The following is a 25,849-nucleotide window of genomic DNA, read 5'->3' on the forward strand; positions in this document are numbered from 1 at the left end:
ACGCTCTGTGCGCCATCGTGCGCATGGAGCGGCCCCCGGCGGTGCTGTAACACCAACCGAGGGCCTTCATCACCAGTGGATCGAGACCACCGGAAATGCTGCGTCATGCTATCGCGCCGTCCGCGCGCTATACGAAGGCATCGCACGATGTCGTCCGCCATCCGCGTCTGAACAGTGACGCGAAGGTCCTGCTCGTGTACGTCCAGGGTCTTCCCGAGAACGCCATGGACAGGCCCCTGAGCGAACTCGCCCAGAAGCTGGGCATCAAGGGCCGCGCGTACCAGAAGGCGAAGCAACTGCTGGTCGAGCACGGGTACGTACACGAGTGGCGGAGCCAGGGCGGCGGCGGCCGCTGGATCACTGAGCAGCTGGTCGCGAACAACCCTCTGACGAGTGAGCAGGCGGGACACCTGCGAGGGACCTCATCCGCAGCCGCCCCGCCACCGAGTGAGCAGTTCCCGACCGTCGGCGAACCGACTGCCCGGCCGGCCGGTGGCTATGAACCGGTAGAAGACCACAGTGATAAGACCACTCCCCACCCACCCTCCGAAGCCGAGCCAACGGCGGACCCGGATCCCGAACCGACGGCGAGGTCGGCCGACTCCCTCCAACTGGCCCGGGCAGAACGGGTCCTGCTCTCCCTGCGCCACTCCCGCCGCGAACTGCACCTGGGCCTACGCGAGGCCCGCGCACTGGCCGTTGAGGCGGTCAAGTGGCTGGAGCGCGGCCTGAGCGAGTCCGACCTGCGCCAGGCCTTACTCGCCGAACGCCCACAGGACGGCGTGCGCTCAGCAGTCGGCTTCCTCCGCTACCGCCTCATCCAGAAACTTCCCGAGCCCCAGGCCCCACTCCCGCCGTACGAGCCCGCGCCCGTCCGTGAGCTGCTGGAGTGCGAGGGCCCGGGCGAGAAACACGTCTTCCGCCCACTGGCCGACGAGACGGAATGCGCCCCGTGCCGCCGGTCGACAGCACACACAACGTTCCACAACGCCCCCGCACCGGAGCCCGACCGTGTCCCGTGGCGGGAGCGGATCGCGAGAATCAACGGGACGTCGGCGGCGCTGCCCGCGCGGCAGTAGGACTGTCCGACCTGACTGCCATAGTGCGGTCCATGGATGAGGACTCCTTCTGGGCCCTGATGGAGGGCTCTCAGCAGCAGACCGGTGACCCGGACCAGCGGCTGGAGGCGCTGCGTGAGCAACTCATGCGTCGACCACTGGCAGAGATCGTGCAGTTCCAGTCGTGCCTGCACCGGGTGCGACGGCGGATCGACACGTGGGAGATGTGGGTCGCCGCCGAGCAGATCCACGGAGGATCGTGCTCCGACGACAGTTTCTGGTACTTCCAGTTCTGGGTGGTCGGCCTCGGCCGAGAGACGTACGAGAGGGCTGTGGCTGATCCGGATTCGTTGGCGGAGACCCCGAAGCTGCGCGCGCTGGCCGGACGCCCCCTGCAGGACTGGTCGGACGACGAGTGGCCCGAGTGGGAGTCGCTGGACTACGTCGCGGCCGAGGCCTTCGACATGCTGACGGGCGAAGAGGAAGGACTTGAGAAGGCACTGGAGGCCGAGGGCCTGGACAACCCGTGCAATCCCGAACCGAGCGGCGAGGCGTGGGATGTGCGGAACGTGGACGAAGCGTCTCGTCGGCTGCCGCGTCTCAGCAGGATGTTCCCGCTCACCGGCTGAGCGCTCGGGGGCGCGTGGGTGCCGGGGCAGTCGGTTTGCTCTGGCGTTCCTCAGCCCCGGTGCAGAACTGGCGGCGCCACTTCGGCCACAGCTCGCCGACGTGTCGGATCGCGGCGACCAGGGCGACGGCCTTGTGCCCGCTGCGCCCGGTGTAGCTCAAGCACGCCACGTCCACTCGCGCGGAATCTGCTGAAGGTTCCGCGGCCCAGTCGCACCAGAGACACTCGGCCTCGAACGTGACGTCCGCGTCGGGGTGCACGGTGATGCGATGCAGCACGTAGCGGAAAGCGGCTCGCACGCGAGGGGTCGTCATGGGCGCTCCTCGTGATGCCGCCGCACCGCGACAGCCGACGTCACCAAGCCGCATCAGGCGGAAGACGTCGTTGAGAAAGCCATCGACGAGACGGTGGCCGAGGTAGTCACCCCGCCGCGTTGCTGTCGTAAGCACGGCGGCCCCGCCTCATCCGTGACGGCTGAGGCGGGGCGCTCGGATTTGTACATTCACTCAGGCCGGAGGTCCGGAAGCCTCCGATCAGGTGGTGTACTCCAGTTCGGTCATGGCGGCCTGCCGGACAGCCATGGCTACCTGAGATATGTCGAGCCCTGCCAAGTACTGGACCAGGGCGTCGCGAGTGTCCAGGAGCTGTCGACCCAGCTCGGCCCCTCCCAGTTGTCCGGGACGGATGACGCGACGGAACTCGCCCTCTGCGATGACGCCCCGGGCGGTACGTACGTTGTCCAGGGCTAAGAAGTCACCGATCCCGGGGCCCTGGCCCAGATGACGATTCCGGACCACGAGACCGCGGTCGAGGTCCCCAAGGCCGCGATCACAGCCCTTCTGGAGGAACCACATGGAGCTGATCTCCAGCGCCGAGCGCAACCAGCTCTTTGAGAGCTTCACGCACGACGCCTTCCACCTGGAGTTGAGGGACGACTACTCAGTTCCGGACGAGGCGGGACCTTTTGAGGACTGGCTCAACGGGACACGAGCCGACGACTCGTTCATGGAATCCTGGACAAAGCTCATGAAACGAGTCACGGACTCAGGAAAGACCGTCCGCCGAGTGCGGGTTGTCACCGAGCCGCACAGCCCCTACATCCAGTGGGAGTACGCCACCACTGACGTCAACGAAGAGGCCGGCGAGTCGATCCGGTGGTTGCCGCGGCACAAGCTTCCCGAGGGCCTGCGCTTCCCCGTGGACGGCAACGACTGGTGGCTCTTCGACGACAAGCTCTTGGCCGTGGGGCACTTCGACGACGCAGGACGTGTCCTGGGCTCCGAGGTCATCGAGACGCCCGCCATCGTCGCTGAGTGCATCCGCGTTCGGGACCTGCTCTGGCCCATCGCCACTCCCACCATCGAGTACAAGCCCTGACAGACCTGTGAGCGACCAAGCACGAGAGACACGTGAGGCGTTGGGTGCCCGGCTGCGTGGATTCCGCAAGGACGCGGGGTTCAGCAGCGGCCGGGCCTTCGCCGCTGCCACTGGCTGGCAGGAATCCAAGGGGCGGCGCCCGGCGTGCTGCCGGCCCCGCACGGTGGCGCGGGACCGGCACGGGGTGGCCGGTGGGCCGGGGGTCAGGAGGCGGGCAGGACCTTCCAGGAGCCGGTGCCGGTGCCGCGGTCCCAGTAGTGGCTGGTGGACACGTCGTACTTGGCTCCGCCCTGCTGGTTGGACAGGCCGTTGGTGTCGAGGAAGCCGCCGTTGGCGGAGCCGTAGTCGTTGAGCAGGTGCACGGTGTCGTTGGTACGGATGTGGCCGTCGGCGGGGGAGGACTTCTTGCCGAAGATGTGCCACTTGCCGGTGCCGGTGCCGCGGTCCTTGGTGGCGGTGGTGGACACGTCGTACTTGGCACCGGAGCGGGCGGAGTGCCCGTTGGTGTCCAGGTAGGTGCCGCTGGAGTACTGGTTGACGAGGTAGACGACGTCGCCGCTGGTGACGCGGGTGCCGTTGGCCTTGCCGGTGGCGGAGACGATCTTCCAGACCGACGTCTTGGGACCGCGGCTGTTGGGGGTCTCGTTGGTGCTCACGTCGTAGGTGGCGCCGGGTTGCGCGGAGTGCCCGTTGGTGTCCAGGTAGCCGCCGTCGCCCTGGTACTGGTTCTGCAGCAGGATGTTGCTGCCGTAGGTCAGTTCGTTCAAGGCCGCGGAGCCGGCCGCCGCCGTCGGAGCGGTGAATGTGGCTGCCACGGCGGCGAGAACGGCCGTGGCCGCGAGGGCGGGCATGGCGAAGCGGATGCGCATGGGTCTTCCTCTGCTGTCTACGGAAGGGTGGGTACGGAAAACTGACGGCAATCACACAGGGTTGATTGTCGGATGCTGAGCGTAGCAATATGTGATCTAGGTTCGGTTGGGGCGCGCCCCGGCCTTCGCGAGGCCATCGGGCAGCGCGCCCGGTGCAGGGCACCGCCTCGCGGGCCTGGGCCGGCATCGGCTCCACCGGAATGGCATCATGTCGTCCTGCATGAGCTGTTCGCGGCCGAAGTCAACGAGCTCGAATGTTCCGGACTGACGCTGTGAGCCGCCCTGTTGTGACCCCAGTCGCAACAGGGCGCCATCGCTCAGTGAGTTGGCTGAGCTGCCCGTTCCTCACAGCGCCTATGAAGTCGCTCCAGGCCCCCGTGCGCACCTGAATCCGCGCTGGTTGCTACCGACGGAGTCCCGTGGCACGCACCGCTCATCACCTTCCCCCTTCGCAGACGAGGAAGACCTGCAACGACGACCGGGCGAGCGGCCCTTGGCACTCCGTGGTCCTGAACGCTCTGCGATACAGCGCCCGAAGCCTCACCGAAGCAGCGAGCGAGGGGCGCAGGCCCCGGCCGCAAAGGGTCCGCCGCCGCGTGAGCGTCTACCGCTTCCCCCGACACAACCGCGACCGCGGGGTCTCCGGGATTCCGCCCTGGCGGAACGCAGGGCCCGCCAACGCCTCCGCGCTCAGGCAGGGAGCATCCGGCGCCTGGTGAACACTCCCACCGGAGAACTCGCGCGCGAAGCCGCAGACATGGCGGACGTACCACCGGCGAACCACCGGCACAGCTCGATCTGGCTCGCCTGAGGGTGCGAAGTTCCGTTCGCATGGCGGGAGATGAAAACATACCCATGCCCGGCACCGACCAGGCGCAGTCGATCGGCGGGACCGGTCTCGACGGTACCCATGTCGTGTGGCCGGCGGACGACGACGCCGACGGCACGATGGCAGCCCCTCAGTCGCAGGACGGTTGGTGGTTCAGGTGCGGGAGCAGTGCTTTCCACTGCTTCTTCTCGACGCTGAGGGGGTGGGTGTCGCACAGCCGGTCGTAGATGCGGTCGGTGTCGAAGTCGATCAGGTAGGTGAGTCCCCTCGAGTACCGCCCTTCCAGGTTGCTGTTCGGGATCACAGCCATGAAAGGGCTGCCACCGGGCAGCAGCCTCAGGTCCTTGACGCCTTCCACGGTGGCGATGGCCGGCGTGCGCCATCTGCCGTCCTTCTCTGCCTCCCAGATGCGGTAGGGCTCGTCCGTCAGGACCCACCTCCCGTCCGGCGACGGCCTGATGTCCGTGAGGGCACCGTCGAGGCGCATCTCGCCCATCTCCCGGGGCTTGTACGGGTCTCTCGCGTCCCAGAACTTCACGGTTCCGTCGGTGAGCGTCGTCGCCAGGACGCCTTTACCGACCGGCTGATAGCCGCCGGACGCGGCGGGCAGCAGGGCAGCCTTCCGGGGCCTGCGGATGTCTCGCATGTCCCAGAGCTGGGTCCGCTGGGCGAGAGCGTCGTGCATCAGGAGCCGCGTCGAGGGCACGTAGCCTGCCTGCCCCATGGCCGCGTCCTTGATGAGGAGGCCCTTGACCGGCTCGGCGGGATCAGTGAGGTCCCAGATGCGCAGGTCCAGCGGTCTGCCCCGCCCTGGCTCGCCCCGGTCCACGATCGCGAGCCCCCGGTCGCCCAGGAAGAACAGACTCTCCCATTCGGAGACCGGCACCGCGGGAATCGTTGCGCGCCGCACCGGGCGGCGGACGTCCCGTATGTCCCATACCTGCACCGTGCCGGTGGCCAAGCCGCCGAGGACCAGAAGCTTGCCGTCCGCGGATACCGCTGTGCGCACGTCCGCGGCCGTCACCGGGATCTCTGCTCCCGGAACCGGAGGTCTCTTCGCGTCTTTGCCGAAGTCCCACAGCCGGAACGCGTGGTCCTGCGTGCCCTGCGTCCATCGGTGCGCCATCAGCACCGGACGCTTGGTCCCCGGGAGGAAGTAGCGGGCCTTCCACGGCTTGGGCAGCGTGAATCGCAGACGTGGATCGGCCCCTTCGGCCGTGTCCGCGCTGCGGAGGTCCCAGACCTGGGTGGTCTCTGTGTCCCCTGTGCCCTCGGCGACCATGAGCGTTCCGTCGTCGCTGATCGGACTGGTGCCCGGGTCCCCGTCGGTCATCGCCCCGAGAAGCCGGGGTGCGGGAGCACGCTGTGGCCAGACTCGTACGTTGCCTCCCATGTCGCCCGCGGCGAGATGGTGTCCGTCGGGGCTGTAGGCGACCGACTGGGTCGGCTCGCCCCCGCGTGCCGTCCCCAGTTCGGCCAGGGAGCCGAGCAGCTCCGCACCGGTCGCGACCGTTCTTCGGAGCTGGGCGCCCCCGCCGGCCCCGCTGTTCGCCGCGGCGAGCCTTTCCCCGTCCGGGCGGAAGCTCAGTGAGGGCAGGTCACCGTAGTCCCATTGGCTGCCCCACTCGTCCTCGGGCTCGATGCGCTTGAGCCGGCGGCCGCCCTCCACCGTCCACCAGGCCATCTTTCCTCCTGCGCCGGTCGCGACCACCAGGTCCCGCGTCGGGTGGGCGGCGACTGCCATCACTGAGGGGGTCTTGGCGGTGTCCAGCAGCCGCGCCCATGCCGGATCGCGCACATCCCACAACCGCACTTCCGCCGGCCGCTCCGACGCGCCTTTCCCGCTGATGCCGTTGCCCGTGACCAGCAGGCCGTCGTGGCGGAAAGCCAGCGAGATGAGCGCGGTAGGAGCCGCCGAGCGGTCCGTCCGCAGCAGCGGCGCCGAGGGTTTTGACACGTCCCACAGCCGTAGACGTCCCTTGTCGTTGCCTGCCGCGAGCGTGCGGCCGTCCGGAGCGAACCCCAGGGTGTACGTGATGCCTTCGGGGACGCCGCGTGTGGCGAGCCGCTCGGGCCGCCGGGGGTCGGTGACGTCCCATAGGGCGAGTTCCGTGGCCGTCTGCGCCGCCAGCAGCCGGGTGCGCGGGTGGAAGGCGATGGCTGCGCTGCCCTTCAGTTTCAATGTCCCCGCCTTCACGGGCACGTTCCGGCGGGAGATGTCCCACAGCTGCACCCGCCCGCGGCGCTGGCTGGTTGCCAGGACATCTCCGTCCTGGCTGAACGCGATATTGAGCACCGGCTCGCGATGCCCGCCCGAGACTTCGACCGGCGTCTGGGTCAGGTAGGCCGAGTAGAGGCTCGACCGGGTGGCGGGCGTCTGTGCCGTGCGGTACGCCGCCAGGCTGAGCCGCAGCGCGGTCTGCGGATCGCGTTCGCGCATGGCGTCCGCCTTCGCTGCCACCTGGTCGGCGAGCAGGACGGTCGCCCGGCCCTCCGCGTCCCGCTGCGCGCCGCGCGCCAACACGGCGAGCGTCGTGGCGAGCAGGGCCAGCACGGCCACGACGGAGAACGCGGCCCGGCGCAGCTTCCTGGTGCGGTGCTCCGCGCGACCGCTCGCGTGGAGGAAATCCCGCTCGACGGGCCGCATGGGCAGCGTGCCGCCGCTCCCGGGGAGCTGGGTGCGCGCCGAAGCCAGCTGATCGCCCCCGTACAGGCCGCTCTGCGGGCGGCCCGCCTCGTGCCATCCATCGGCCGCATCACTGAGCCTTCGGCGTGCGAGGAGTCCGGCCCGGTCGTCCGCGATCCAGTCCCGCAGCCGTGGCCAGGCGTTGAGCAGGGAGTCGTGGCACAGCTGCGCCTCGTCCTGGTCGACGATGACGAGCCGGGCCGCGGCCAGCTGTCCGAGCAGATCGGCGGCCTGGTCGAGTTCCCGCGCGGGGACGCGGCGGCGCACCGCGCGGCCGCCGTCGTCGACCACCAGGACCATGCGTAGCAGCAGTTCCCGCAGCCGGCTTCGGTCGTCGGCGCCGAGCGCGTCGTGGACTTCGTCGGCGGTCCGGGCGACGGAGGTGCGGATCCCGCCCGTGGCCTGGTACGCGGCGAAGGTCAGCGTGGTGCCGCGGCGCCCGGCCCAGGTCTGCCGCAGGGCGTGGGCAAGGAACGGCAGCGCGACCGCGTCGCCCTCGGCGGCCCGCTCCTGGCGCAGTTCGCGCAGGATGTGGTGGGACAGCCCGTCCTCCAGGCGCAGCCCGGCGTGTTCCGCGGGCTGTTCGACGGCCGCTCGCAGTTCATCGTCGGACATGGCGGCCACGGTGAACTGCCCGGACCTGACGATCCGCGCGAGCCGTGCGTCGTTCAGGCCCTGGTCGTAGAAGTCGGCGCGCAGACCCAGCACGATGCGGGGGCTGCCGGAGACCGCCCCGGCCAGGGCGCGGACGAACAGCTCGCGCTCTTCCACGTCCCGGCACTGGGTGAACATCTCCTCCAACTGGTCGATGACCAGCACGCCCGGCCCGCCGCCGCCGAACCGTCCGGTGCCCAACTCGTTCTCCACCTCGGCGAACGGCCGCCCCACCGCCGTTGCCCAGCTCTCCACGAGCGTACGGAACGGTCGCGCACCGGGCCCCGGAATCAGCAGCACCCCCTCACTCTCCAGACCGGCCACGAGTCCGGCCCTGAGCAGGGAGGACTTACCGGCTCCCGACGCGCCCACCAGGACGACCGGCCCCGCGTACGGTTCATCGGTCACCCGGCTCACCAGGCTGCGCGTCAACTCCTCACGACCGAAGAAGAGATGGTGCTGCTCCGGAAGGAACGGCCGCATTCCGGGGTAAGGGCACGGGCCGCCTCCCTGCGCGGGCTCCGGTTCCATGGCGGCGTCGTGGACGAGCCTGCCGGGGTTACGGGCGAGGATCAGGTCGGAGGCCCGGCCGACACCATCCGAGTGCGGGCGTGCGGCACTGCCCTGGAAACGGTGGTCGAGTATCCGGTAGAGATCGAACAGGGTGAACCAGGCAGGCCCGCCCGGATCGCCTTCCGTCAACAGCCTCAGCAACTCCCCGCTGAACAAGGTGTGTTCGGCATCTGCGGGCGCGAACGAGGCGGCATAGTGCGTCGCCGAGGCCAGCAGAAAGCTGCCCTCGGGGCGGGCCGAGGTGATGACCTCGCGGTACGACTCCTGCGGCGCGGCTTGCGCGAGGCCCGAGAAGCAGCAGTCCAGGACGACCACTGTGCTTGCCGCGGCCTCACCGAGCCGCTTGCCCACCTGGTCGTAGGGGACGGCGTGGACGGTGTCGTCGGCCGAGGAGGTGCCCGCTGTGGCCAGGTACAACTGCCGCCCGGGGCCGACCAGGCCGTGGCCGATGAAGTAGAAGAGGACAACTCCGCCCTCGGAGGCGTCGATAGCGGCCTGCACGGCGGCGAGCACCTCGGTCGGCCCCTCCGGGTCGATGATCTCGGTGACCCTGCCGTCCATGCCGCAGTTCTCCCGCAGCGCCGCGGCGACAGCCCGCGCCGAGCGCGCGGCGCCGGGCAGGTCCGACAGTGCTGTGCCGCCACCTCTGCCGTACCGACCCGTACCGACCACGACCGCATGGCAGTTGGCGCCGCTTAAGTCCCCTTGCTGATCCGTCATGGTCGGTTCCGCTCCGCCGTGTCCGGCTGCTGGTCTTCCCGCCCGTCCGTCGACGGGGCGGGTTGCGGCGGCTGCTGGAGCGCCTCGGCCACCCGCTGCGCGAGATCGCCGGCTCCTTCGGCCGTCAGCCCCCGCACCCGCTCGGAAGTGACGGTGACCTGCGTACCGTCCGGCCGGTTGATCGTCACCGTCTGGTTTCCCCGCCTGCTCTGCAACCAGGCGACGACGGCTGCGGCCACGGCAGCGGTGAGCCCGCCGGGTGTCAGCAGCACGGGGATGAGCTCGGCCGCGCCCCCGCTCATGCTGCCCGGCATGGGCGGCCCGGACAGTGCCCGACCGACGGCGCCCCGCAGCTCGGGATTGCGCCGCAGCCACTGCCGCAGATCGTCGGTCTCGGCGGGGCCGCCGACTTCCAGGGTGATCCTCATGTCCACTCCGGGGTAAGGGTGTTCCACACGAGTCCGCCGAGGATATCCGCCTCTTACCGATGGCGACCAGGCGTTCCTGAGTCATTCCGCAGCGTGATCAGCGGCTTCGGGTAACGGCCCGTTATGCGTCGGCTGCCCGCAGTGAGGTGAGGCGTGCCATCTCCTCCTTCGAGAGCCGCAGCGCGCCGGCCGCCATGTTCTGTGCGAGGTGGTCCGGATTGCCGGTCCCCGGGATCGCCAGCACGTGCGGCCCCTGCTGCAAGGTCCAGGCCAGTCGGACCTGCGCGAGGGACGCCCCGTGCGCGCGGGCGGCGGCGCGCACCGCCTCGCTGTCACCGGAAGCCGGACCCGCCTCGCGGCCGGGACCGGCGATCGCGAAGAACGGGACGAAGGCGACGCCGAGTTCACCGCAGAGCTGCAGGAGTTGCCGGTCCTCGCTGGACGCGCCGATCCCGTACGGGTTCTGCACGCAGACCACCGGGGCGATGGCCCGGACCTCGGTCAGTTGCTCGGACGTGATGTTGGAGACGCCGAGGTGGCGGATCAGCCCGGCGTCGCGCAGCTCGGCCAACGCGCCGAAGTGCTCGCTGATCGAGCCGGTCCGCATGCTGGGTGGCACGCGCAGGTTCACCACGTCCAGGTGATCGCGGCCGAGTTGGCGCAGGTTCTCCTCGACCTGGCCGCGCAATTGCGCCGGTGCGGCCCACCACCACGCGCCCGAGGGATCCCGGCCCGGCCAGACCTTGGTGGTGATGACCAGGTCCTTCGGGTACGGCGCCAGCGCCCGGTTGATCAGCTCGTTGGCGGAGCGCGTTGCGGAGAAGTAGAACGCGGCGGTGTCGATGTGGTTCACGCCGAGCTCGACCGCTCGCCGGAGTATGCCGATCGACTGCTCGCGGTCACGCGGCACGCCGCGGTCGAAGGGCGCGGTACCTGTCAGGCGCATCGCGCCGAACCCGACACGGTTGACGGTCAGGTCGCCGAGCTGCCAAGTGCCCTCGGCTGCCGAGGTGTTCGTTCGTGCGCTCATTACATGGATCTCCTCTTGCGGATTGGGGAACGGGGGACCCGATGGGTGATCGCGACGCGTTCAGGCCGCTCGGCGGGGCGAGCACCTCAAAGCGGGGCAACCAGCGCCGGAGCAGGCGGGCCCCGGGCATGAAAAAAGCCTCCCCGGCGGATCGGTATCCGCACCGGGAAGGCTCACGCGATGGCCAGCATTCTAGCAGGGCAGCAGCAAGGGCGTCCGTCAGCAGTTCATCGGATTCGGGGGCTTCTGGGACGGGTGTCCCAGCGGCAGAGGGACCAGGCGCGTCGGATGAGGCAGCGGACGGCGATGATGGCACTGTCCGACCTGACTGCCATAGTGCGGTCCATGGATGAGGACTCCTTCTGGGCCCTGGTGGAGGGCTCTCAGCAGCAGACCGGTGACCCGGACCAGCGGCTGGAGGCGCTGCGTGAGCAACTCATGCAGCGGCCACTGGCGCAGATCGTGCAGTTCCAGTCGCGCCTGCACCGGGTGCGACGGCGGATCGACACGTGGGAGATGTGGGCCGCCGCCGAGCAGATCCAAGGAGGATCGTGCTCCGACGACAGTTTCTGGTACTTCCAGTTCTGGGTGGTCGGCCTCGGCCGAGAGGTGTTCGGGAGGGCTGTGGCCGATCCGGATTCACTGGCGGAGGTTCCGGAGGTGCGCCGACTGGCCGGACGTCCCCTGAAGGCCTGGCCGGACGACGAGTGGCCCGAGTGGGAGTCGTTGGACTACGTCGCGGCCGAGGCGTTCGACATGCTGACGGGCGAAGAGGAAGGCCTTGAGAAGGCGTTGGAGGCCGAGGGTCTGGACAATCCGTGCAATCCCGAACCGAGCGGCGAGGCGTGGGATGTACGGAACGTGGGCGAAGCGTCTCGTCGGCTGCCGCGTCTCAGCAGGATGTTTCCGCTCACCGGCTGAGTCCACTCAGGAACTGTCCGGGTCTCTTCCGCCTCGGTTGCAGACCAGCGGCTGAACTCGGTTGCAGCGGGCCTGTGGTTGGCGCGCTGAAGTCAAAGTGCTGGCGCAAGACGCGGACGAGGCCATGGAGCCAACGGACCTGGTGACGCGGGAGCGTCCGGCGGGCCGGTGGGCGTAGGCAGGTGGTGGCCGGCACCACGGGCATGGCGGAGCCTTCGACGCGTCCTCGCGTGGGGGGCTTCGCCATGCCGGCCCATGGTGCCGGCTCAAACGGGATCGATGGGGCGTCCGGTGCTCTGCCGAGTGAGGGCTGACCTCGCCGGTGGCGGGGTCTGCGATCAGCGGGGCTCACCGAACGACCACGGCAAACGATGTACGAACGTGCCGGAAGCTCTTGTGCCCACTGAGCCCGGTGCGGCCCATGCACTCCACGTCGACACGCGCGGTTCTGCGGCAGGTTCGGCGGCCCAGTCACACCAGAGACGTTCGGCCTCGTACGTGATGTCCGTGTCGGGGTGCTCGGTGATGCGCGGGTTGCGTGCCCACGCGATGCGACGAACGAAGTCCCGATTGCAGTGGTCCTCAACAAGCGCCGCGCAGTCGTCGAGAAATGCATTAATTCATGGTGATTCGTGCTCACCCAGGGAACGCGTGAGTCGAATCGATATGTCTTCAGAAGCTGCCAGAAGCATATTCGACTCCAACATGCGAACGAGTGTACGTATATCTGCGCCGAGGATTGCACTTGGTGGTCCTGATTCGCCCATACGTGCACGTGGGCCTGGTGTCAGAAGAGTTGAGTTAGGTACACTCAATGGCAATAAAAGGAGAGGGGGGTGGTCGCCATGGGACCGCCATGATGCCCCGAATAGCGGGGCGTTGAGCCAATCGAGGCTCAACGAATCAATGACATATATGAGGTGATATGCCGTGAAGGTCTAGAAGATGAGGAACTGTCAAATGTTGTCTCTGTTCGCCCAAAAAGTATCTGTCTCTCTGAACGTCATCCTCGTCAGCACCACCGTCAGTGGAGTTGTCGCCACCTGTGCGGTTGTTGCTGGAGTGGCCACCCTTACTGCGGTCGGCCTGGCTGTCGGTGTGATTCCGGTAGTGGGAACGTTCGGATTTGTTGTTACCAAGGCCTTGGGCCTGACTTCATGATTTGAGACCCATCCATCGCTGCGGAGCAGCCAGCTCCGCAGCCTGACCGAGGAGTTGGGACCGCTCCCGGAAACCTAGGCTCCACAGCGGCCCCGAATAGGGTGAGGCCCCGAAACCATCGGGGCCTCAGTCATGTCAGCCACCAGCTGGGGCCTGCCGTGATCCGGCCGCCGACGGGCCGACGAACGGCGCTGTTGTCGCCGCTGTAGTCGACCGCGACTAACTCGTGGACGTCGAACTCATCACGGAGCCGACAGAGGTGGTGCACTGCTCGCTGGTGCGCGATGCGGCGTGGCGTCACGCCGTCCCGCAGAGCTGTTCGCGGCCGAAGTCAACGAGCTCGACTGAAAGCACGTGCTGAACCGGTGAGTACGGACTACCGAGAGGCACGGGCGGTCCTGGGGGCCAGGCTTCGGGAACTCCGCACTTCGCGCCCTGGGGCCCGCTCATCGGCTCGGAATTGGCCGCATGCCTCGGCTGGGCACAATCCGAGATCAGCAAGCTGGAGAACGGCCGTCAGTCTGCCGCCCCCCGAAGATCTGAGGCTGTGGGCGGACGCAACCGACCACCCGGATGCGTACGAGGAGATGCATGCCCGGCTGAGGGGATTCGGGTCCCACGTGCGTTCATGGCGAAGGCAGCTCGCGTCCGGCCATCGCCCGGTACAGGACACCTGGAACGAGATGGCCGCCAGTGCCTCGACCACCCACGAGTGGGAACCGACGATGGTGCTGTCCATGCTCCAGACGGCCGACTACGCGCGCCATGTCTTCCTCGGACCCGCGGAGCTTCAGAACTGGTCCGCGACACGGAAGAAGCCGTCCGCTCACGGATGAAACGGCAGGAGTGGCTGTACCGCCCGGGCAAGAGGCTCCACGTCCTGATGTGGGAGGCGGCGCCGCACACCCTGATCTGCCCTCCGCAGGTACTGGCCGCGCAATTGGACCGCCTGGCCGGCGTCACCGGCATGGAAACCGGCGATCTAGGGATCGTCCCCCTCCACGCAGCGGTGAAGGCCTCTCCGGCCAATGGCTTCTGGAGCTTCGACGGCCGCCTCGTGATCACTGAGGACTGGCATGCCGAACTCTGGCTCGACGACGCGGACACCATCGCCACGTACCAGCGGGTGTGGCAGGCCCTGAGCGAATCCGCCGTGTTCGGAGCTGGGGCACAACACGTGATCGCCCAGGCACGTCGGAGCCTCGGCGTCCGCTGACTCGGCCCCGAAGCCTGGATTGATCGCTCACCCTCAACCGCTGGCGGAGCACCCCGAGTCTGATCACGAGCGCCCAGTGCGCCCCCTGGACGCTGGCTGTCGCAGGCTCTGTACGAAATCGGTCCAGGTGCTTCGTTGGACGGCGATTCGCGGCCCTTGGGGCTGCTTCGAGTCGCGTACACCGATGGCGGATATCAGGTCGGCGACCTCGATGCACTCGGTGCCGCTACCGCCGCTGTAGGACGACTTGAACCAGTGCGTGCGTTCGTGATCCATCAAAGCTCCCCACAGACTTGGTCCAGGAGCGCGGCAGACAGGTCGATATCCAACGCCTGCGCTCGCAGGTACTCGAACGCCAACTTATAGCGTGCGAGTTCTTGCGGCTTCTCCATGAAGAGTCCGCCACCGATGATGTCCACGTACACGACGTCGAGTTCGGGCGCAGGGCCGCCGAGGACGACGAAACTGCCCACCGCAGCGGCGTGAGCACCCGCTTCGAACGGCAGTATCTGAACAGTGACGTGGGGCTGGGTGGCCTGCGCACTGAGATGCTTCAACTGCTCGCGCATGACGGCGCGGCCACCCACGATGCGTCGGATGACCGCTTCGTCAATCACTGCCCAGATGTGCGGAGGTTCGGCCCGAGCGAGGAGCTCCTGCCGCTTCATACGGATGTCCACCATGTGGTGGATTTCCTGGTCCGTACACCGCATCTCTGAGGCGCGATGAACTGCTTCTGCGTACGCGCGCGTCTGGAGCAGGCCAGGCACGTACATGCAGGCGTAGTGGTCCTCACTGACCACTTCGTCTTCAAGGGTCAGCATGAGATTCATCGACTCGGGGATTGGATCCGCAAGGGATCGCCACCATCCCTGGATCCGGGCGCCTTTGGCTAGCTCGACCAGTGAAGCACGTTCCTGATCCGAGGTGCCGTACTCACGGCAGAGGGCGTCGACTGCTGGCCACTTGACCGCGCCCTCCTTCGTCTCGTAGCGGCTCAAGGTTGCCTTGGAGATGCCGACCCGAGCCCCGGCCTCCTCCAATGTGAGGCCCTTGCGCTCACGGAAACGGCGTAGATCTGCGCCGAGTTGACGTCTACGAGTGGTTGGTCCGACTGGCATGGCTGTGGTCCTTCACGTTGATCCCTAAGAGCGTGCATCGTGCAGGGTGCATCGAGCAAGACAGCGCACTCCGGGGGCGCGCGTCAGTTCGCGTGCTCCCATTGCTTCTCCATGAGAGTTCCATTTTGAGAGTTCCACTGTCACCGTATGAGAGACAGCGGGCACACATGGTGACCGCCTGGTGGTGGAGGAGTGGTCGGCTTGGATGAGTGTCGTTTCGGCGTGGACAGAAAAGCTTGGGATCTGGCGTTTCTGGCAGAAGCGGAGGAGCTCGCCGGCCTACGGCGAGTGATGCGGTTACACCTGGAGCGCTGGGGGTTGCCGGGAGTCGTCTACGCGGCGCAGATCTGCGTCACGGAGCTAGTCGCAAACGTGGTCAGGCATGTAGGTCCCGGCACCCCGTCGTGTCTCGCCGTATCCATGAACGGAGACCGCCTTCGCATTGAGGTAAGCGATCCCGATCTGCAAGCACTCCCTACGCTCATCACGGCAGCGGGGGAGAGCGAGGCGGGGCGGGGTATGGCCCTTGTGGACGGTTTCGCAGATCGGTGGGGCGTCATCCCGCGCGGTGACTCCAAGGTCACCTGGTGCGAGCTGGCCACCGGCCTTCGGTCATCAAACGATCACGTCGATGGCCCTCAAGTCGCGAAAGCGGAAGCGCTGCTGGGGCTTTGTGGGCTAGGCGGCGTCCCGGCTAGCTCCCGTCGCGAACGGCTGAGCCTGACCTTGGGGAGGGAGATGGCGATCGATCTCATTGTCGACCTCCTCCATTGGCTCCGTGCCCACGGTTGCGATCCGGACGACGCACTCGACTGCGCGCAAACGCACTTCGAAGCCGAGGCGGCCGATCTGGCATGAAGCAGCCTTTGCCTGAGGAGCTTGTCGAAATCGCCGAAGAGCTGGATGACTTGGAAGCGGACTGCGACTGGAGAGACTCGTGCAACCTGTGGTGCCTCGTGTGCGCTGCACAGCATTGTGGCTTCTTGCCCGGAGTATCGGTGCACCAACTCGTGCCCCTCGGTCGGCGGGACGACTTCTTCCTCATCACTGTTGAGGTGACGCCGACGCTCGTGTTGGGGACAGCACCCATTCACTGGCGTGAAATCGAACCTCCAGCTCCGGGTACTGGGACGGCGGCGATCGGTCATCTGTTGGCGAGGATCGGCGATGAGTGCTCGAAGTTGCTCGTGGCCTTTCACGAGAACGCCGCAAGTCGCTTCGATGAGTAGCCAAACCGATCGTCGACCTCTCCACCGGCTGTGCCCGCGGCCAGGACCCCGACGAGGTGTCGGACCGGGCCCAGTCGGTGGTCGCCTTTAGGTCAAGTGTAGTGGGAATTCGGCCACTTAGCCTCACAAGATGGCAGGAGTGATCAAAAATGATCGAATAGCCGGAAGTATGTTCGCATGGCTGCGTACAGAGCTTCCTTTGGGCATGTAGGTGAGTTCCTTCCGGGCGTCCATTTTGAATCCCGGCAAGCTGTCAAGGATGCCAAGCTTCACAAAGAGCGCGAGGCGGGTATCTCCTGGGGGCTTGGTGCTGACGGGGAGAGAGTTGCCGATGCGATCGTGCTAAATCAAGGCTATGAAGACGACCTCGACAAGTGGGATGAGGTCATTTACACGGGTGCTGGCGGTCGGGATCGAAACACTGGTCGGCAGATAGAGGATCAGACTTGGGAGAACCGTGGCAACGCGGGTCTCCGGAGAAGTCGGCTGCTGGCAAACCCCATACGGGTCATCCGGGGCAGTGAAGGTGATCGAGATTATTCGCCTGTAAGTGGATATCGGTATGACGGCCTCTATCAGATTGTCGAGGACTGGGCTGAAGTCGGTAAGGCCGGCTTTCGGATCTGTCGGTTTAGGCTGCGTCGCCTCCCAGCTGAAACGCAGGAACTTACGCCCGTTGAGCAGCAGGTCCGAGACATCCTCGACCGGCAGGACCAAGCTGCAGCAGATGAGCACAGTGCTGACGCGTCTGAGGCGACTACTCAGCGACGGACGACTACGGTCGAACGCATCGTCCGCGACACGGCTGTTGTCCGCCGGGTTAAGCGGTGGCACAAGTACACGTGTCAGATCTGTGGTCTAGCGCTGACAGTTGGGGCTGAGGGTAAGAGCTATGCCGAGGGGGCGCACATACAAGCGCTTGGCGGCTCGGCAGGGGGTCCCGATGTCGAAGGGAACGTGTTGTGTCTGTGCCCCAACTGCCATGTTCGACTTGACCGTGGTGCCCTTTATCTGACCGATGAGTTCCATGTTGTGGATCGCTATGCAGAAGGTCTGACCTCGCGATCGGTTCCGTTGAGGACGGTGGATCAGCATCGCATTGGAAAGCGATTCCTTCGAGCGCACCGACGTTTCTGGCGTATAAGCGATCTGGATCGCTAACCTGCAGCAATCGCTGAGTAGGTCCATACATCAGCAGGAATCTCATGACGGAGCTTCCAGACAATGCCCATGGGCTTGTTGCCCTTGTGTTCGACGTACTCGGCGGGGCCAAGAAGTATCCACGGCTGGGGGCCGCCAATGTCCGTCTTCTTGTAGCGGCGGACGAAGAGCAGGACGTGGGTGTCCTTCTCCTTGTGGGTCTGGTAGCGGATGCCGGTGGGGGATGCCTCGGAGGTCTGGTTCTGGGATTCCCAGTGGAACAGGGACTCGTTCAGGGCGTAGTCCTTGTAGCGAGTCTCCGGGGAAAAGTCCTTCTCATCCTTTTCGAGGGTGATGAGTAGTGCGTCGGTCTCTATGTTTTCGCACCACTTCACACCTTCGCGGAAGTGTCCCGGCATGAAGCCGCCCACGTAGGACTGCCCCAGGGCGGGGAGGATCTCTTCGCGGCTGTACGAGGAGTGCACTGTCAGCGGCAGGCTTGCATGCCTGCCGAGCAGCGCGACGGGTACGTGGTCAGCCTGGTCCAGGACGTGGGAGAGGACCTGGCGGAGCTCGTCGCGGAAGGCGTGCTGAGGGCGAAGGGTGTTGAAGCCTGCCTGGTAGCTGTTGAAGTCGCCGCCCAACGGCCACAGAGAGAAGAAGAACATGCGCGCGTAGGCCTGTTCCTGCTCGCTGAGGTCGTCGTATGTGGGGGCCTCGTCAGCGAGGAGCTTGCTGTACGCGGCGGCTCGGATCGGGTCATCGACGTGAAGGAACGCCGATATGCGCTTCAGTAGGGGTGCTTCACCCTCTGGCCCGGTCTCAGGGAGGAGCTTGGCTCGGCGGAGTAGACCCGTCCATGAGTTCCCGTTGCCTCGGTAGAGCTCCTTGAGCTCTCGACCGCTCTCCTTGAGGTAGTCGGCGAGCTGAGGTTCAGCGTACTTGGCGACCTCGCGAGCAAGTTGAGTGACGTTGACGCTGATCTGACTGCGGATGTTGTCAATGATCAGCTCTTTGGCCTTCGACTCAAGGATGATCTGGCAGCCAGAAGGCAGCTGCGGAAAGTCGTGTTCGATGTTGGCGAGCAGGCGATTGCGGGTGAGGTTGGTCAGCGCGCGGAACTGCTCCTCGAAGCGGAACTCCTTGCGGTGCTGACCGATGAAGTCCAGGACAGTGAGGACGGCCTTGTCCTCGGTCCGACGCAGGCCTCGTCCCAGCTGCTGGAGGAACACTGTGGCGCTGGAAGTAGGGCGCAAGAGGAGCAGAGTGTCGACGTCAGGGATGTCGAGTCCCTCGTTGAACAGGTCGACAGAGAAGATGACTTGGAGCGTGCCTGCCTTGAGCTGATCCAGGGCGTCCTTGCGCTCATGGCGTGAGGTCTCGCCGGACAGGGCGATCGCATTGAGTCCGGCTCGACGGAAGAAGTCAGCCATGAAGACTGCGTGCGCGACTGACACACAGAAGCCCAACGCGCGCATAGAGCCCGGGTCGGCAACCTTGTCCTTCACGGCCTGCACGACGAGCCTGGCTCGTGCGTCATTGCCAGTGAAGAGATTACTGAGGGCCGTGGCGTCGTACGACCCCCGCTTCCAGGTGATGGCGCTCATGTCGGTGTTGTCGGTGACGCCGAAGTAGTGGAATGGGCTGAGTAGGTCGTTCTCCAGGGCTTCCCAGAGACGCATCTCTGCGGCGATCCGACCGTCGAAGAACTCGTCCTGGATGTTCAGCCCATCCATGCGTTCCGGGGTAGCGGTGAGTCCCAGCAGTTCCTTTGGCTCGAAGTGATCCAGAATCCGGCGGTAGGTGGGGGACGTGCCGTGATGGAACTCGTCGATTACGATGACGTCAAAGTGGTCCGGAGCAAAGCGTTCCAGTGAGCGGGAGTTGAGCGACTGGACGCTGGCGAACACATGCGTCCAGTTGTCAGGGATATCCCCACCGACGAAGAGCTCGCCGAAGTTCGCGTCAGTCAGCACGTTCTGGTAGACGCGCAGAGACTGTTCCAGGATCTCCTTGCGATGGGCGACGAAGAGAAGCCGCGGGTCACGGCCCAGCGTCCGCCGCAGGCGCTTGAAGTCAAGAGCGGCCATCACAGTCTTGCCGGTGCCGGTCGCCGCGACGAGGAGGTTGCGGTGCCGATCGTGGACGGTGCGCTCCACTTCGAGGCGCTCCAGCATGTCGCGCTGGTGCGGATAGGCGCGGACTTCAAGCCCGGAGAGCGTGATGGTGGTGCCGCCGCTTTGGCTGGACCCGCCAGCGTGAGATAGCGCATCGTCCAGTCGCTGCGCGTCGCTGTCGGGGTCGTATGGCTCGAAGGAGCGCTCACTCCAATACGCGTCGAATGTTGCTTCGAACTTGCGGAGGACAGATGGCGTGGCGACCGACGACAGCCGAACGTTCCATTCGAGCCCGTCTAGAAGCGCGGCCTTGGACAGGTTCGAGCTGCCGACGTATGCCGTGTCGAAGCCGCTCTCGCGACGGAAGAGCCAGGCCTTGGCATGAAGGCGTGTTGAGCGGAGCTCGTAGTTGACCTTCACCTCGGCACCGAACTCGCGGACCAGGCGATCCAGCGCGCGACGCTCCGTGGCTCCGATGTAGGTCGTCGTCAACACGCGGATGGGTACGCCGCGATCGCGTGCGGAGGAGAGCGACTGCTCAAGGACTCGCAGTCCGTGCCACTTCACAAAGGCGCAGAGGAGATCAACACGGTCCGCCGTAGCCAACTCAGCGCGCAGTTCAAAGCCCAGGCTCGGATCATCAGGCGAGTTGGTGATCAGTGCCGTCTCGGAGAGAGGTGTTGCTGGGCGAATGGCGTAGACGCCAGGAGCTTCTTGCTCCGCGACAGCGAGCAATTGCCGAGGGCCCTCGATGACGAGATCGACCCACTCGGTCGCACCTTCGATGGTGTTGAGCGAATCCAGGATGTGGTTGGCGGCAACCACCTGCTCCGCAGGTGAGAGGCCCTGGAGGACCCGCCGCACGACGCTCCCGATGTGGCGTGACAGCACGTGAGGTGCAGATTCAGCGCCGACTATTTCATCGATGGAGCGCCAGCCCGTGGAGTCGAGTTGCTTCATACGCTCTTCGAGGCGATGGGTGATCAGTGTCTCGTAGAGCCCAGCAACCGGAGCTGCTTCGCCTGCAAAGTCGTCGGGCATGGCCGAGTCCCCCTCGTCTCGTCAGCTATGCATGCAGTTCTATCAAGCAGGACTGACGAAGCCGCTATCGCATGCGCCTGCCCGTGTTGGGCGGAGGGTCTTCAGAAGGGTGTCGTGAACATCCCAAGGTAACTTCCATCAGCGCCGAGGATGCAGCCGAGGGGGCGTTCCCGATGCCACCGAAGGTCCTCGCCCGGAAGCTACGGCAGCGCTGATGCAGAGAGCTTCGTCGCCGCCCCCAAATCCGAGATCGGCTCCATCCTCCGGCCCAGCCGCGAATCGGCTCGGGCCGGCATCTCCCGCTTCGCGCAGTGCACTGCAACCGCCGACAGCTGCACTCCACGCCCGGCTGCCGAAACCCGCACGAAGCGTCTCAAGTAGAGTCACGACATCGCCCTCGCAGCGCAGAGATCGCGTGTCCACCCCGCTGGGGGAGCTTCACCGGGTGGAAACACCACACTTGAAGGAACCACCGCACATGAGCGACAGCCGCACCATCACCAACCCTGCCGGGCTGCACGACCCCACCCCGTTCGGTTACAGCCATGTCGCTTCCGCACCCGGCGAGCTGGTGTTCATCGGTGGGCAGTACGCCTCCGACGACACCGGTCAGGTCGTGCCCGGTGACTTCGCCGCGCAGGTCGAGCGGTCCTTCGGCAACCTGCGCATCGCGCTCGCCGGGGTCGGTCTCGGCTTCGAACATGTCGTACGGCTCGGCACATACATCGTCGACCATGACCTGGAGAAGCTGGAGATCCTCGGCAAGGCGCTGCACGGCGCCTGGGGCGACCGGCTGCCCGCCCAGACGCTCAGCGGGGTCGCTTCGCTCGCGCTGCCCGGGATGCTCTTCGAGATCGACGCGGTCGCGGTCCGTCCGGCCGAGGGACCCGAAAGCTAGGAGCGTGGGTCGCCAACGGGCAACCGCCTTGCCGGGCTCGGTCCGCAGCTTGCGGGCCATGCGTTCCTTGAGCTGCCCGCACGCGTGTCTCACACTGTGGGGCTCTTCAGCGGAGGGAAGCCTGAGCAGTTCCTACGGAGTTGATGGCGTCGGGCCCCTCAGGGCTTTGCCGATTTCGGATGGCCAAGTGGGCCTGTACCGGGCAACGAAATCGGCGAAGTCCTCGCACAGGTACTTCGGATCAGACGGCTTCAGCCGTATCTGCTGGTGACCCGTGTGCACCCACCAGATCTCGAAGTCGGTCACAGTCCCCTCGACAGGCCAGTCCTCGATTCGGCGACGAGGCAGAAGCACGACGTCGACGAACCCTTCGACACCGAGGCCGATGTCCACGAAGACACCGATCGCCCCGGGCTTGGGCACTCGGACGACTGTGCCCGTGATGACCTGACCGAAGCGCAGCTCACCTTGAACTCGCTCCCATTCCGCCTCCGTCACCATTCACGCATCCTCGCACGAGCACCGGCCCGGACAGGTGGGCCCGGTGCGAGCTTCAGCTCGCGCCGGGCCCGACATCTGAATTCGCCAACAGCGTCAGTGTCCGCCGGGGCGGCTCGGGGAGTGGATGGTTTGTTGTCCGGGGCGGTTCGCCGCGGTCAGGGGGCCAGACGGTAGGCGCGCAGGATGGTTTGTTCCACGGTGCCGCCGTCGGTGTTGCGTGCCGTGGCCTTCAGGGAGACGAAGGAGCCGGACCCTGCGGGCGGGGTGATCGTGACGCGGTGGCTCGCGCTGCCGTCCGAGGTGACCGGGGCGTCCTGCCATGTCGCGCCGTCGTCGAAGGAGACCTGCACGTTGAGGCTCTTGGTCCGGGATGCCGCGGCGCCGACCTGCCGTTCCACCCGTGCGGTCAGTGTGTGCTTGGTCCGGGCGGTCTGGTTGGTGGTGTCCACGGGGGCGATGAAACGTACGACATCAAGTGGCAGCGCGTCGCTGCGCACCGCGCCGTCGGGGCCGGGTGCGACCGCCGCGGAGCGGAAGGTCCATGCCGTCTCCACTGTCGTCGACAGCGACGCCCACGGCTCATCGCGGGTGGCCCGGGCGGTCAGCCGGTAGGTGGCCGCGTCCTGGGGGACGGCGAAGGTGGCCCCGGGGGAATCGCTGGAGCCGAGCTTCTGCCCGTTCTTCGCCAGGGTGATGTGCACGGTGTCCTGCTGCCAGTCGGGCATCGGGCCGCCGTAGTGCCTGGGGGCCGCGTCGCTGAACAGCTGCGGTTCCGCGCTGATGGTGCCGTCACTGGCACGGAGAAACGACGGCGCGCCGTTCTTGACGGGCGCCAGGCCCGGGCCGATGACGGCGGCGTTCCAACGGTCGGTGCAGGTGCTGCCGGCCGTGCACGAGGCGATGCCGGTCTGGGTGACGGGCAGCGGCGCGAACTCCCCACCCTCGCCGATCTGTTGGCTGAAGTACGTCTCGCGCTGCTGGCCGCGCACGGTCAGGTACTCGGTGCGTGCCGCGGGCAGCGCGAAGTCCGGTTCGGCGATGCTCATCCCGCCCAGACCGGACTCGGTGGGCCAGCTGGACGTGCTGCCTGCCGTACCGGGCCCCTGCGCGTAGTAGTCGTTCTTGACGGCGGCCAGGTCCTTGCGGGCGAGGCGGAAGGCCGGGTCGGGGAAGGAACCGGTGGTGAGCAGCAGCAGGTCGTAGTGGTCGGGCAGGCGTCCCTTCGGTGCCTGCGCGCCGTTCTGGATGCTGCGGACGTAGAAGCCGAGCGTGCCGTCGGACACCTGCTTGCCGGGGACGACGTAGAGCCGTCCGGGCCTGCCGAGCAGGGCGCCCTGGTCCGCGCACGTCCGGTCCCCTGCCGGGCGGTAGCAGTAGCCGGCCGACAGCGAGTAGGGCTGAGCGCCGGGGTCCGGGACGGCGACGGTGATCGGCTTGCCCTGCCGGGCGTCCACCGTGCGTGTGCTGTCCTGGCGGATGTCCAGCTCGGGCTGGAGGAACATGGTCGACGTCGGTGCAGCGTCGTCGGTTCTGGGAGTGACCAGGGTGCCGCCGAGGTTGTAGCGGCCCTCCGGCACGCGTGCGGTGGCCGTGCCGTCGTCGAAGGTGAGGCCGAACGTCCGGCCGTCGTCGAGGTTCGTCAACTGTGCGGAGGAGAAGCCCTGTTCACGTGAGCCCGGGCCGAGGGGTGCGCCGTTGCGGTCGACGGCCTCGACCGTGACCTGGCGCTGTACGGCCTCCTTGGTGACCGCGAAGGCCGGGCCGGTCACAACGGTGCCGTCCTCGGCGGTCGAGGTGAGACGGCCGCTGAAGGAGGTGCCGGCCGCCGCGGCGCCCGGGTCGATGGTGACCGTGGCCTGGGCCGTGCCCCCGGCGGGGACGGTCAGACCGGTCGGCGACACGGTGAGCAGACCCTTCGGTCCAGGCTCGCCGGCCCGGCCGGTGGCGGCGGCGGCCACGGTGAGGGAGACCTCCGCCGTGCCGGTGTTGTGGTACGTGACGGTGCGGGTGACCGGCTCTGTGGCCTTCGGGTCGTTGAAGTACACGCCGGTGTCCTCGGCGGTGGCGAACACGCTCTGGGCGGTGGCCCGCGCCACGTCCAGGCGTCCGGCGCCCTGCTCGTACGCACTTTGCCCGGCGACCGGTTTCGCCGAGGAGGTCAGTGCGGCCTTGAGCTGCGGCCCCTTCCAGTCCGGGTGGGCCTGGGCGAGCAGCGCGGCGGCGCCGGCGACGTGCGGCGTGGCCATCGAGGTGCCCGACAGGGCGGTGTAGCGGTCGTTGACTGTGTTGTTGCCGTCGGTGCCGGCTGCGCGGGCCGCGACGATGCCGATGCCCGGCGCCGTCAGGTCGGGCTTGACCGCGTGATCGCCCAGGCGCGGCCCCTGGCTCGACAGGCCGGCGAGCGCGTCGTCGCGTTCGACGGCGCCCACGGTCAGTGCGGCATCGGCCGTACCGGGCGTGCTGACCGTACCGGGGCGTCCGAGGTTGCCGGCCGCCGCGACGAACAGCGTGCCGTGGCTCGCGGAGAGGTTGTCGACGGCCTGCGAGAGGGGGTCGGTTCCGTCGGTGACGGCGCCGGACAGGCTGATGTTGACGATGGGTGCCCGCGCCGCGGCCCACTCCATGCCCTGGAGGACCCATGACTCCTGCCCGCCGCCGTTGTCGTCGAGCACCTTGCCGACCAGCAGTTCGGCGTCGGGGGCCATGCCCCGGTAGCGGCCGTCGGACGCGGTGCCGTCCCCGGCGACGGTGGAGGCCACATGCGTGCCGTGACCGTCGCCGTCCGAGGCGGCGCCGCTGATGGCGCCGTTGCCCTGCGTGAAGTCCGCCGACTCGCCGATCGAGCCGGAGAAGTCGGGGTGTGTGGAGTCGATGCCGGTGTCCAGCACCGCGACCTTCACGCCCTTTCCGGTCCAGCCGGACTTCCATGTCTGCGGCGCACCGACCTGGGCCGTGCTGCGGTCCAGGCTGGCGCCGACCTTGCCGTCGAGCCACACCTTGGCCACGCCCGGGGCGAGAGCGGCCGCCGACTTCCGCTTCGATGCGGCGGGGCCCCACTCCTTCCAGACCTGGGACACCCGCTTCTTGTCGGCCCGCAGCGCGGCGCCGTGCACACTCGCCAGGGCGCGCACGGCCGGTGCCCAGGCCGGCGGCTGCGGAGCGGCTCTCCCGCCGACTGCCCTGTCGTAGGTGACGATCAGCGGCAACTGCGGGCTGTGGGCGTCGTCGTACCCCTGGGCCACGAGCCCCGTGATGTCGAACAGCCGCGGGTCCAGGTGCCCGGCGCGCAGCGGTGCCACCGCGTCCTGCGGCACCAGCGACACCGAACCGCCGGATCCCTGCTGGGTGAACGCGATGTCCTCGCGCCCGGGGCCGGGTCGTACCGTGACCACGGACACCGTGCCGTCGGCGCCGACCCGGGCGGTGACCTTGTCGCCCGTGATGAGCGTCATCTGCACCACCGACCCCGCCCCGGCCGCCGTGGCCGCGCGGGGCGGGGCCGCCCCGGCGGGCGGCGCGGCCGCCGTACCGATCAGCAGTGCGCCCAGCACGAGGGCGGTCGGCGGGCCTGCCGTACGTATGCCTCGCATACGTGTCCTCTCGATCGCGCGGCCCCGCGGGAGCGTCCGCCCCCATCACATGGGTGGATGCT

The 25,849-nt window shown here is 67.2% G+C and carries 20 protein-coding genes and 1 pseudogene; 10 read left to right on the forward strand and 11 right to left on the reverse strand.

Annotated elements, in window-relative coordinates; genetic code table 11:
• Nucleotides 1-95 precede the first annotated feature (95 nt).
• On the forward strand, nt 96-1,079 hold the full coding sequence (locus IEZ15_RS03090; protein WP_189274027.1) for a hypothetical protein: 984 nt from the start codon (nt 96-98) through the stop codon (nt 1,077-1,079).
• Between the two features lie 32 nt (nt 1,080-1,111).
• On the forward strand, nt 1,112-1,687 hold the full coding sequence (locus tag IEZ15_RS03095; protein ID WP_189274029.1) for a DUF4240 domain-containing protein: 576 nt from the start codon (nt 1,112-1,114) through the stop codon (nt 1,685-1,687).
• Here the strand turns inward: IEZ15_RS03095 and IEZ15_RS44430 are convergent.
• Together IEZ15_RS44430 and IEZ15_RS03105 are read right to left on the reverse strand one after the other, a co-directional pair.
• Nucleotides 1,677-2,000 (reverse strand): DUF7848 domain-containing protein, encoded by a 324-nt coding sequence (locus IEZ15_RS44430; protein ID WP_229845715.1) that lies wholly within the window; start codon nt 1,998-2,000, stop codon nt 1,677-1,679. The two genes, IEZ15_RS03095 and IEZ15_RS44430, sit on opposite strands and share 11 nt — an antisense overlap.
• A 219-nt stretch (nt 2,001-2,219) precedes the next feature.
• Entirely contained in the window at nt 2,220-2,540 is a 321-nt protein-coding gene (locus IEZ15_RS03105; RefSeq protein WP_189274030.1) for a hypothetical protein, read from the reverse strand.
• On the opposite strand from IEZ15_RS03105, the gene IEZ15_RS03110 reads away from it, so the two are divergent.
• Nucleotides 2,539-3,063 carry a DUF6879 family protein gene (locus IEZ15_RS03110; RefSeq protein WP_189274032.1) on the forward strand — a complete coding sequence of 175 codons (525 nt, stop codon included), beginning with the start codon at nt 2,539-2,541 and terminating at the stop codon, nt 3,061-3,063. The two genes, IEZ15_RS03105 and IEZ15_RS03110, sit on opposite strands and share 2 nt — an antisense overlap.
• A gap of 203 nt (nt 3,064-3,266) precedes the next feature.
• On the opposite strand, the gene IEZ15_RS03115 is transcribed toward IEZ15_RS03110, so the two are convergent.
• The 4 genes from IEZ15_RS03115 to IEZ15_RS03135 form a co-directional block, all read right to left on the reverse strand.
• Nucleotides 3,267-3,932, reverse strand: a complete 666-nt coding sequence (locus IEZ15_RS03115; RefSeq protein WP_229845716.1) for a hypothetical protein — start codon at nt 3,930-3,932, stop codon at nt 3,267-3,269.
• A gap of 959 nt (nt 3,933-4,891) precedes the next feature.
• Nucleotides 4,892-9,394, reverse strand: coding sequence for a caspase, EACC1-associated type (locus IEZ15_RS03125; protein WP_189274034.1), 4,503 nt, complete (start codon nt 9,392-9,394; stop codon nt 4,892-4,894).
• Nucleotides 9,391-9,822: an effector-associated constant component EACC1 gene (locus tag IEZ15_RS03130; protein ID WP_189274036.1), complete on the reverse strand. Its 432-nt coding sequence runs from the start codon at nt 9,820-9,822 to the stop codon at nt 9,391-9,393. Before IEZ15_RS03130 ends, IEZ15_RS03125 begins: the two co-directional genes overlap by 4 nt.
• Nucleotides 9,823-9,943: 121 nt before the next feature.
• Entirely contained in the window at nt 9,944-10,852 is a 909-nt protein-coding gene (locus tag IEZ15_RS03135; RefSeq protein ID WP_189274039.1) for an aldo/keto reductase, read from the reverse strand.
• Nucleotides 10,853-11,197: 345 nt separating this feature from the next.
• Between IEZ15_RS03135 and IEZ15_RS03140 the strand changes: the two genes are divergently transcribed.
• The 3 genes and pseudogenes from IEZ15_RS03140 to IEZ15_RS03150 all read left to right on the forward strand — a co-directional run bounded on the left by IEZ15_RS03140 (nt 11,198) and on the right by IEZ15_RS03150 (nt 14,150).
• On the forward strand, nt 11,198-11,773 hold the full coding sequence (locus tag IEZ15_RS03140) for a DUF4240 domain-containing protein (RefSeq protein ID WP_189274041.1): 576 nt from the start codon (nt 11,198-11,200) through the stop codon (nt 11,771-11,773).
• A gap of 960 nt (nt 11,774-12,733) precedes the next feature.
• Nucleotides 12,734-12,934 carry a hypothetical protein gene (locus IEZ15_RS03145; protein WP_189274043.1) on the forward strand — a complete coding sequence of 67 codons (201 nt, stop codon included), beginning with the start codon at nt 12,734-12,736 and terminating at the stop codon, nt 12,932-12,934.
• A gap of 365 nt (nt 12,935-13,299) precedes the next feature.
• Nucleotides 13,300-14,150: pseudogene (locus IEZ15_RS03150) on the forward strand (helix-turn-helix domain-containing protein).
• A gap of 63 nt (nt 14,151-14,213) precedes the next feature.
• Here the strand turns inward: IEZ15_RS03150 and IEZ15_RS03155 are convergent.
• Entirely contained in the window at nt 14,214-14,426 is a 213-nt protein-coding gene (locus tag IEZ15_RS03155; RefSeq protein ID WP_189274045.1) for a DUF397 domain-containing protein, read from the reverse strand.
• Entirely contained in the window at nt 14,426-15,271 is an 846-nt protein-coding gene (locus IEZ15_RS03160) for a helix-turn-helix domain-containing protein (protein WP_189274047.1), read from the reverse strand. Before IEZ15_RS03160 ends, IEZ15_RS03155 begins: the two co-directional genes overlap by 1 nt.
• Nucleotides 15,272-15,472: 201 nt before the next feature.
• On the opposite strand from IEZ15_RS03160, the gene IEZ15_RS03165 reads away from it, so the two are divergent.
• The 3 genes from IEZ15_RS03165 (at nt 15,473) to IEZ15_RS03175 (ending at nt 17,661) form a co-directional block, all read left to right on the forward strand.
• Entirely contained in the window at nt 15,473-16,129 is a 657-nt protein-coding gene (locus IEZ15_RS03165) for an ATP-binding protein (protein ID WP_229845717.1), read from the forward strand.
• Nucleotides 16,126-16,500, forward strand: coding sequence for a hypothetical protein (locus tag IEZ15_RS03170; protein ID WP_189274049.1), 375 nt, complete (start codon nt 16,126-16,128; stop codon nt 16,498-16,500). Before IEZ15_RS03165 ends, IEZ15_RS03170 begins: the two co-directional genes overlap by 4 nt.
• A 177-nt stretch (nt 16,501-16,677) precedes the next feature.
• On the forward strand, nt 16,678-17,661 hold the full coding sequence (locus tag IEZ15_RS03175) for a YDG/SRA domain-containing protein (protein ID WP_189274051.1): 984 nt from the start codon (nt 16,678-16,680) through the stop codon (nt 17,659-17,661).
• Here IEZ15_RS03175 and IEZ15_RS03180 read toward each other — a convergent pair.
• Nucleotides 17,658-20,798 (reverse strand): DEAD/DEAH box helicase, encoded by a 3,141-nt coding sequence (locus IEZ15_RS03180; protein WP_189274054.1) that lies wholly within the window; start codon nt 20,796-20,798, stop codon nt 17,658-17,660. The genes IEZ15_RS03175 and IEZ15_RS03180 overlap by 4 nt on opposite strands.
• A 478-nt stretch (nt 20,799-21,276) precedes the next feature.
• Here IEZ15_RS03180 and IEZ15_RS03185 point away from each other — a divergent pair, with 478 nt between their 5' ends.
• On the forward strand, nt 21,277-21,696 hold the full coding sequence (locus IEZ15_RS03185; protein ID WP_189274056.1) for a RidA family protein: 420 nt from the start codon (nt 21,277-21,279) through the stop codon (nt 21,694-21,696).
• A 132-nt stretch (nt 21,697-21,828) separates the two neighbouring features.
• On the opposite strand, the gene IEZ15_RS03190 is transcribed toward IEZ15_RS03185, so the two are convergent.
• Entirely contained in the window at nt 21,829-22,197 is a 369-nt protein-coding gene (locus IEZ15_RS03190) for a S1 RNA-binding domain-containing protein (protein WP_189274058.1), read from the reverse strand.
• A gap of 155 nt (nt 22,198-22,352) precedes the next feature.
• A complete protein-coding gene (locus IEZ15_RS03195) occupies nt 22,353-25,787 on the reverse strand; it encodes a S8 family serine peptidase (RefSeq protein ID WP_189274060.1) in 3,435 nt (1,144 codons plus the stop codon).
• Nucleotides 25,788-25,849 lie beyond the last annotated feature (62 nt).

The organism is Streptomyces atratus (assembly GCF_014648655.1).
Taxonomy (GTDB): Bacteria; Actinomycetota; Actinomycetes; order Streptomycetales; family Streptomycetaceae; genus Streptomyces; species Streptomyces atratus.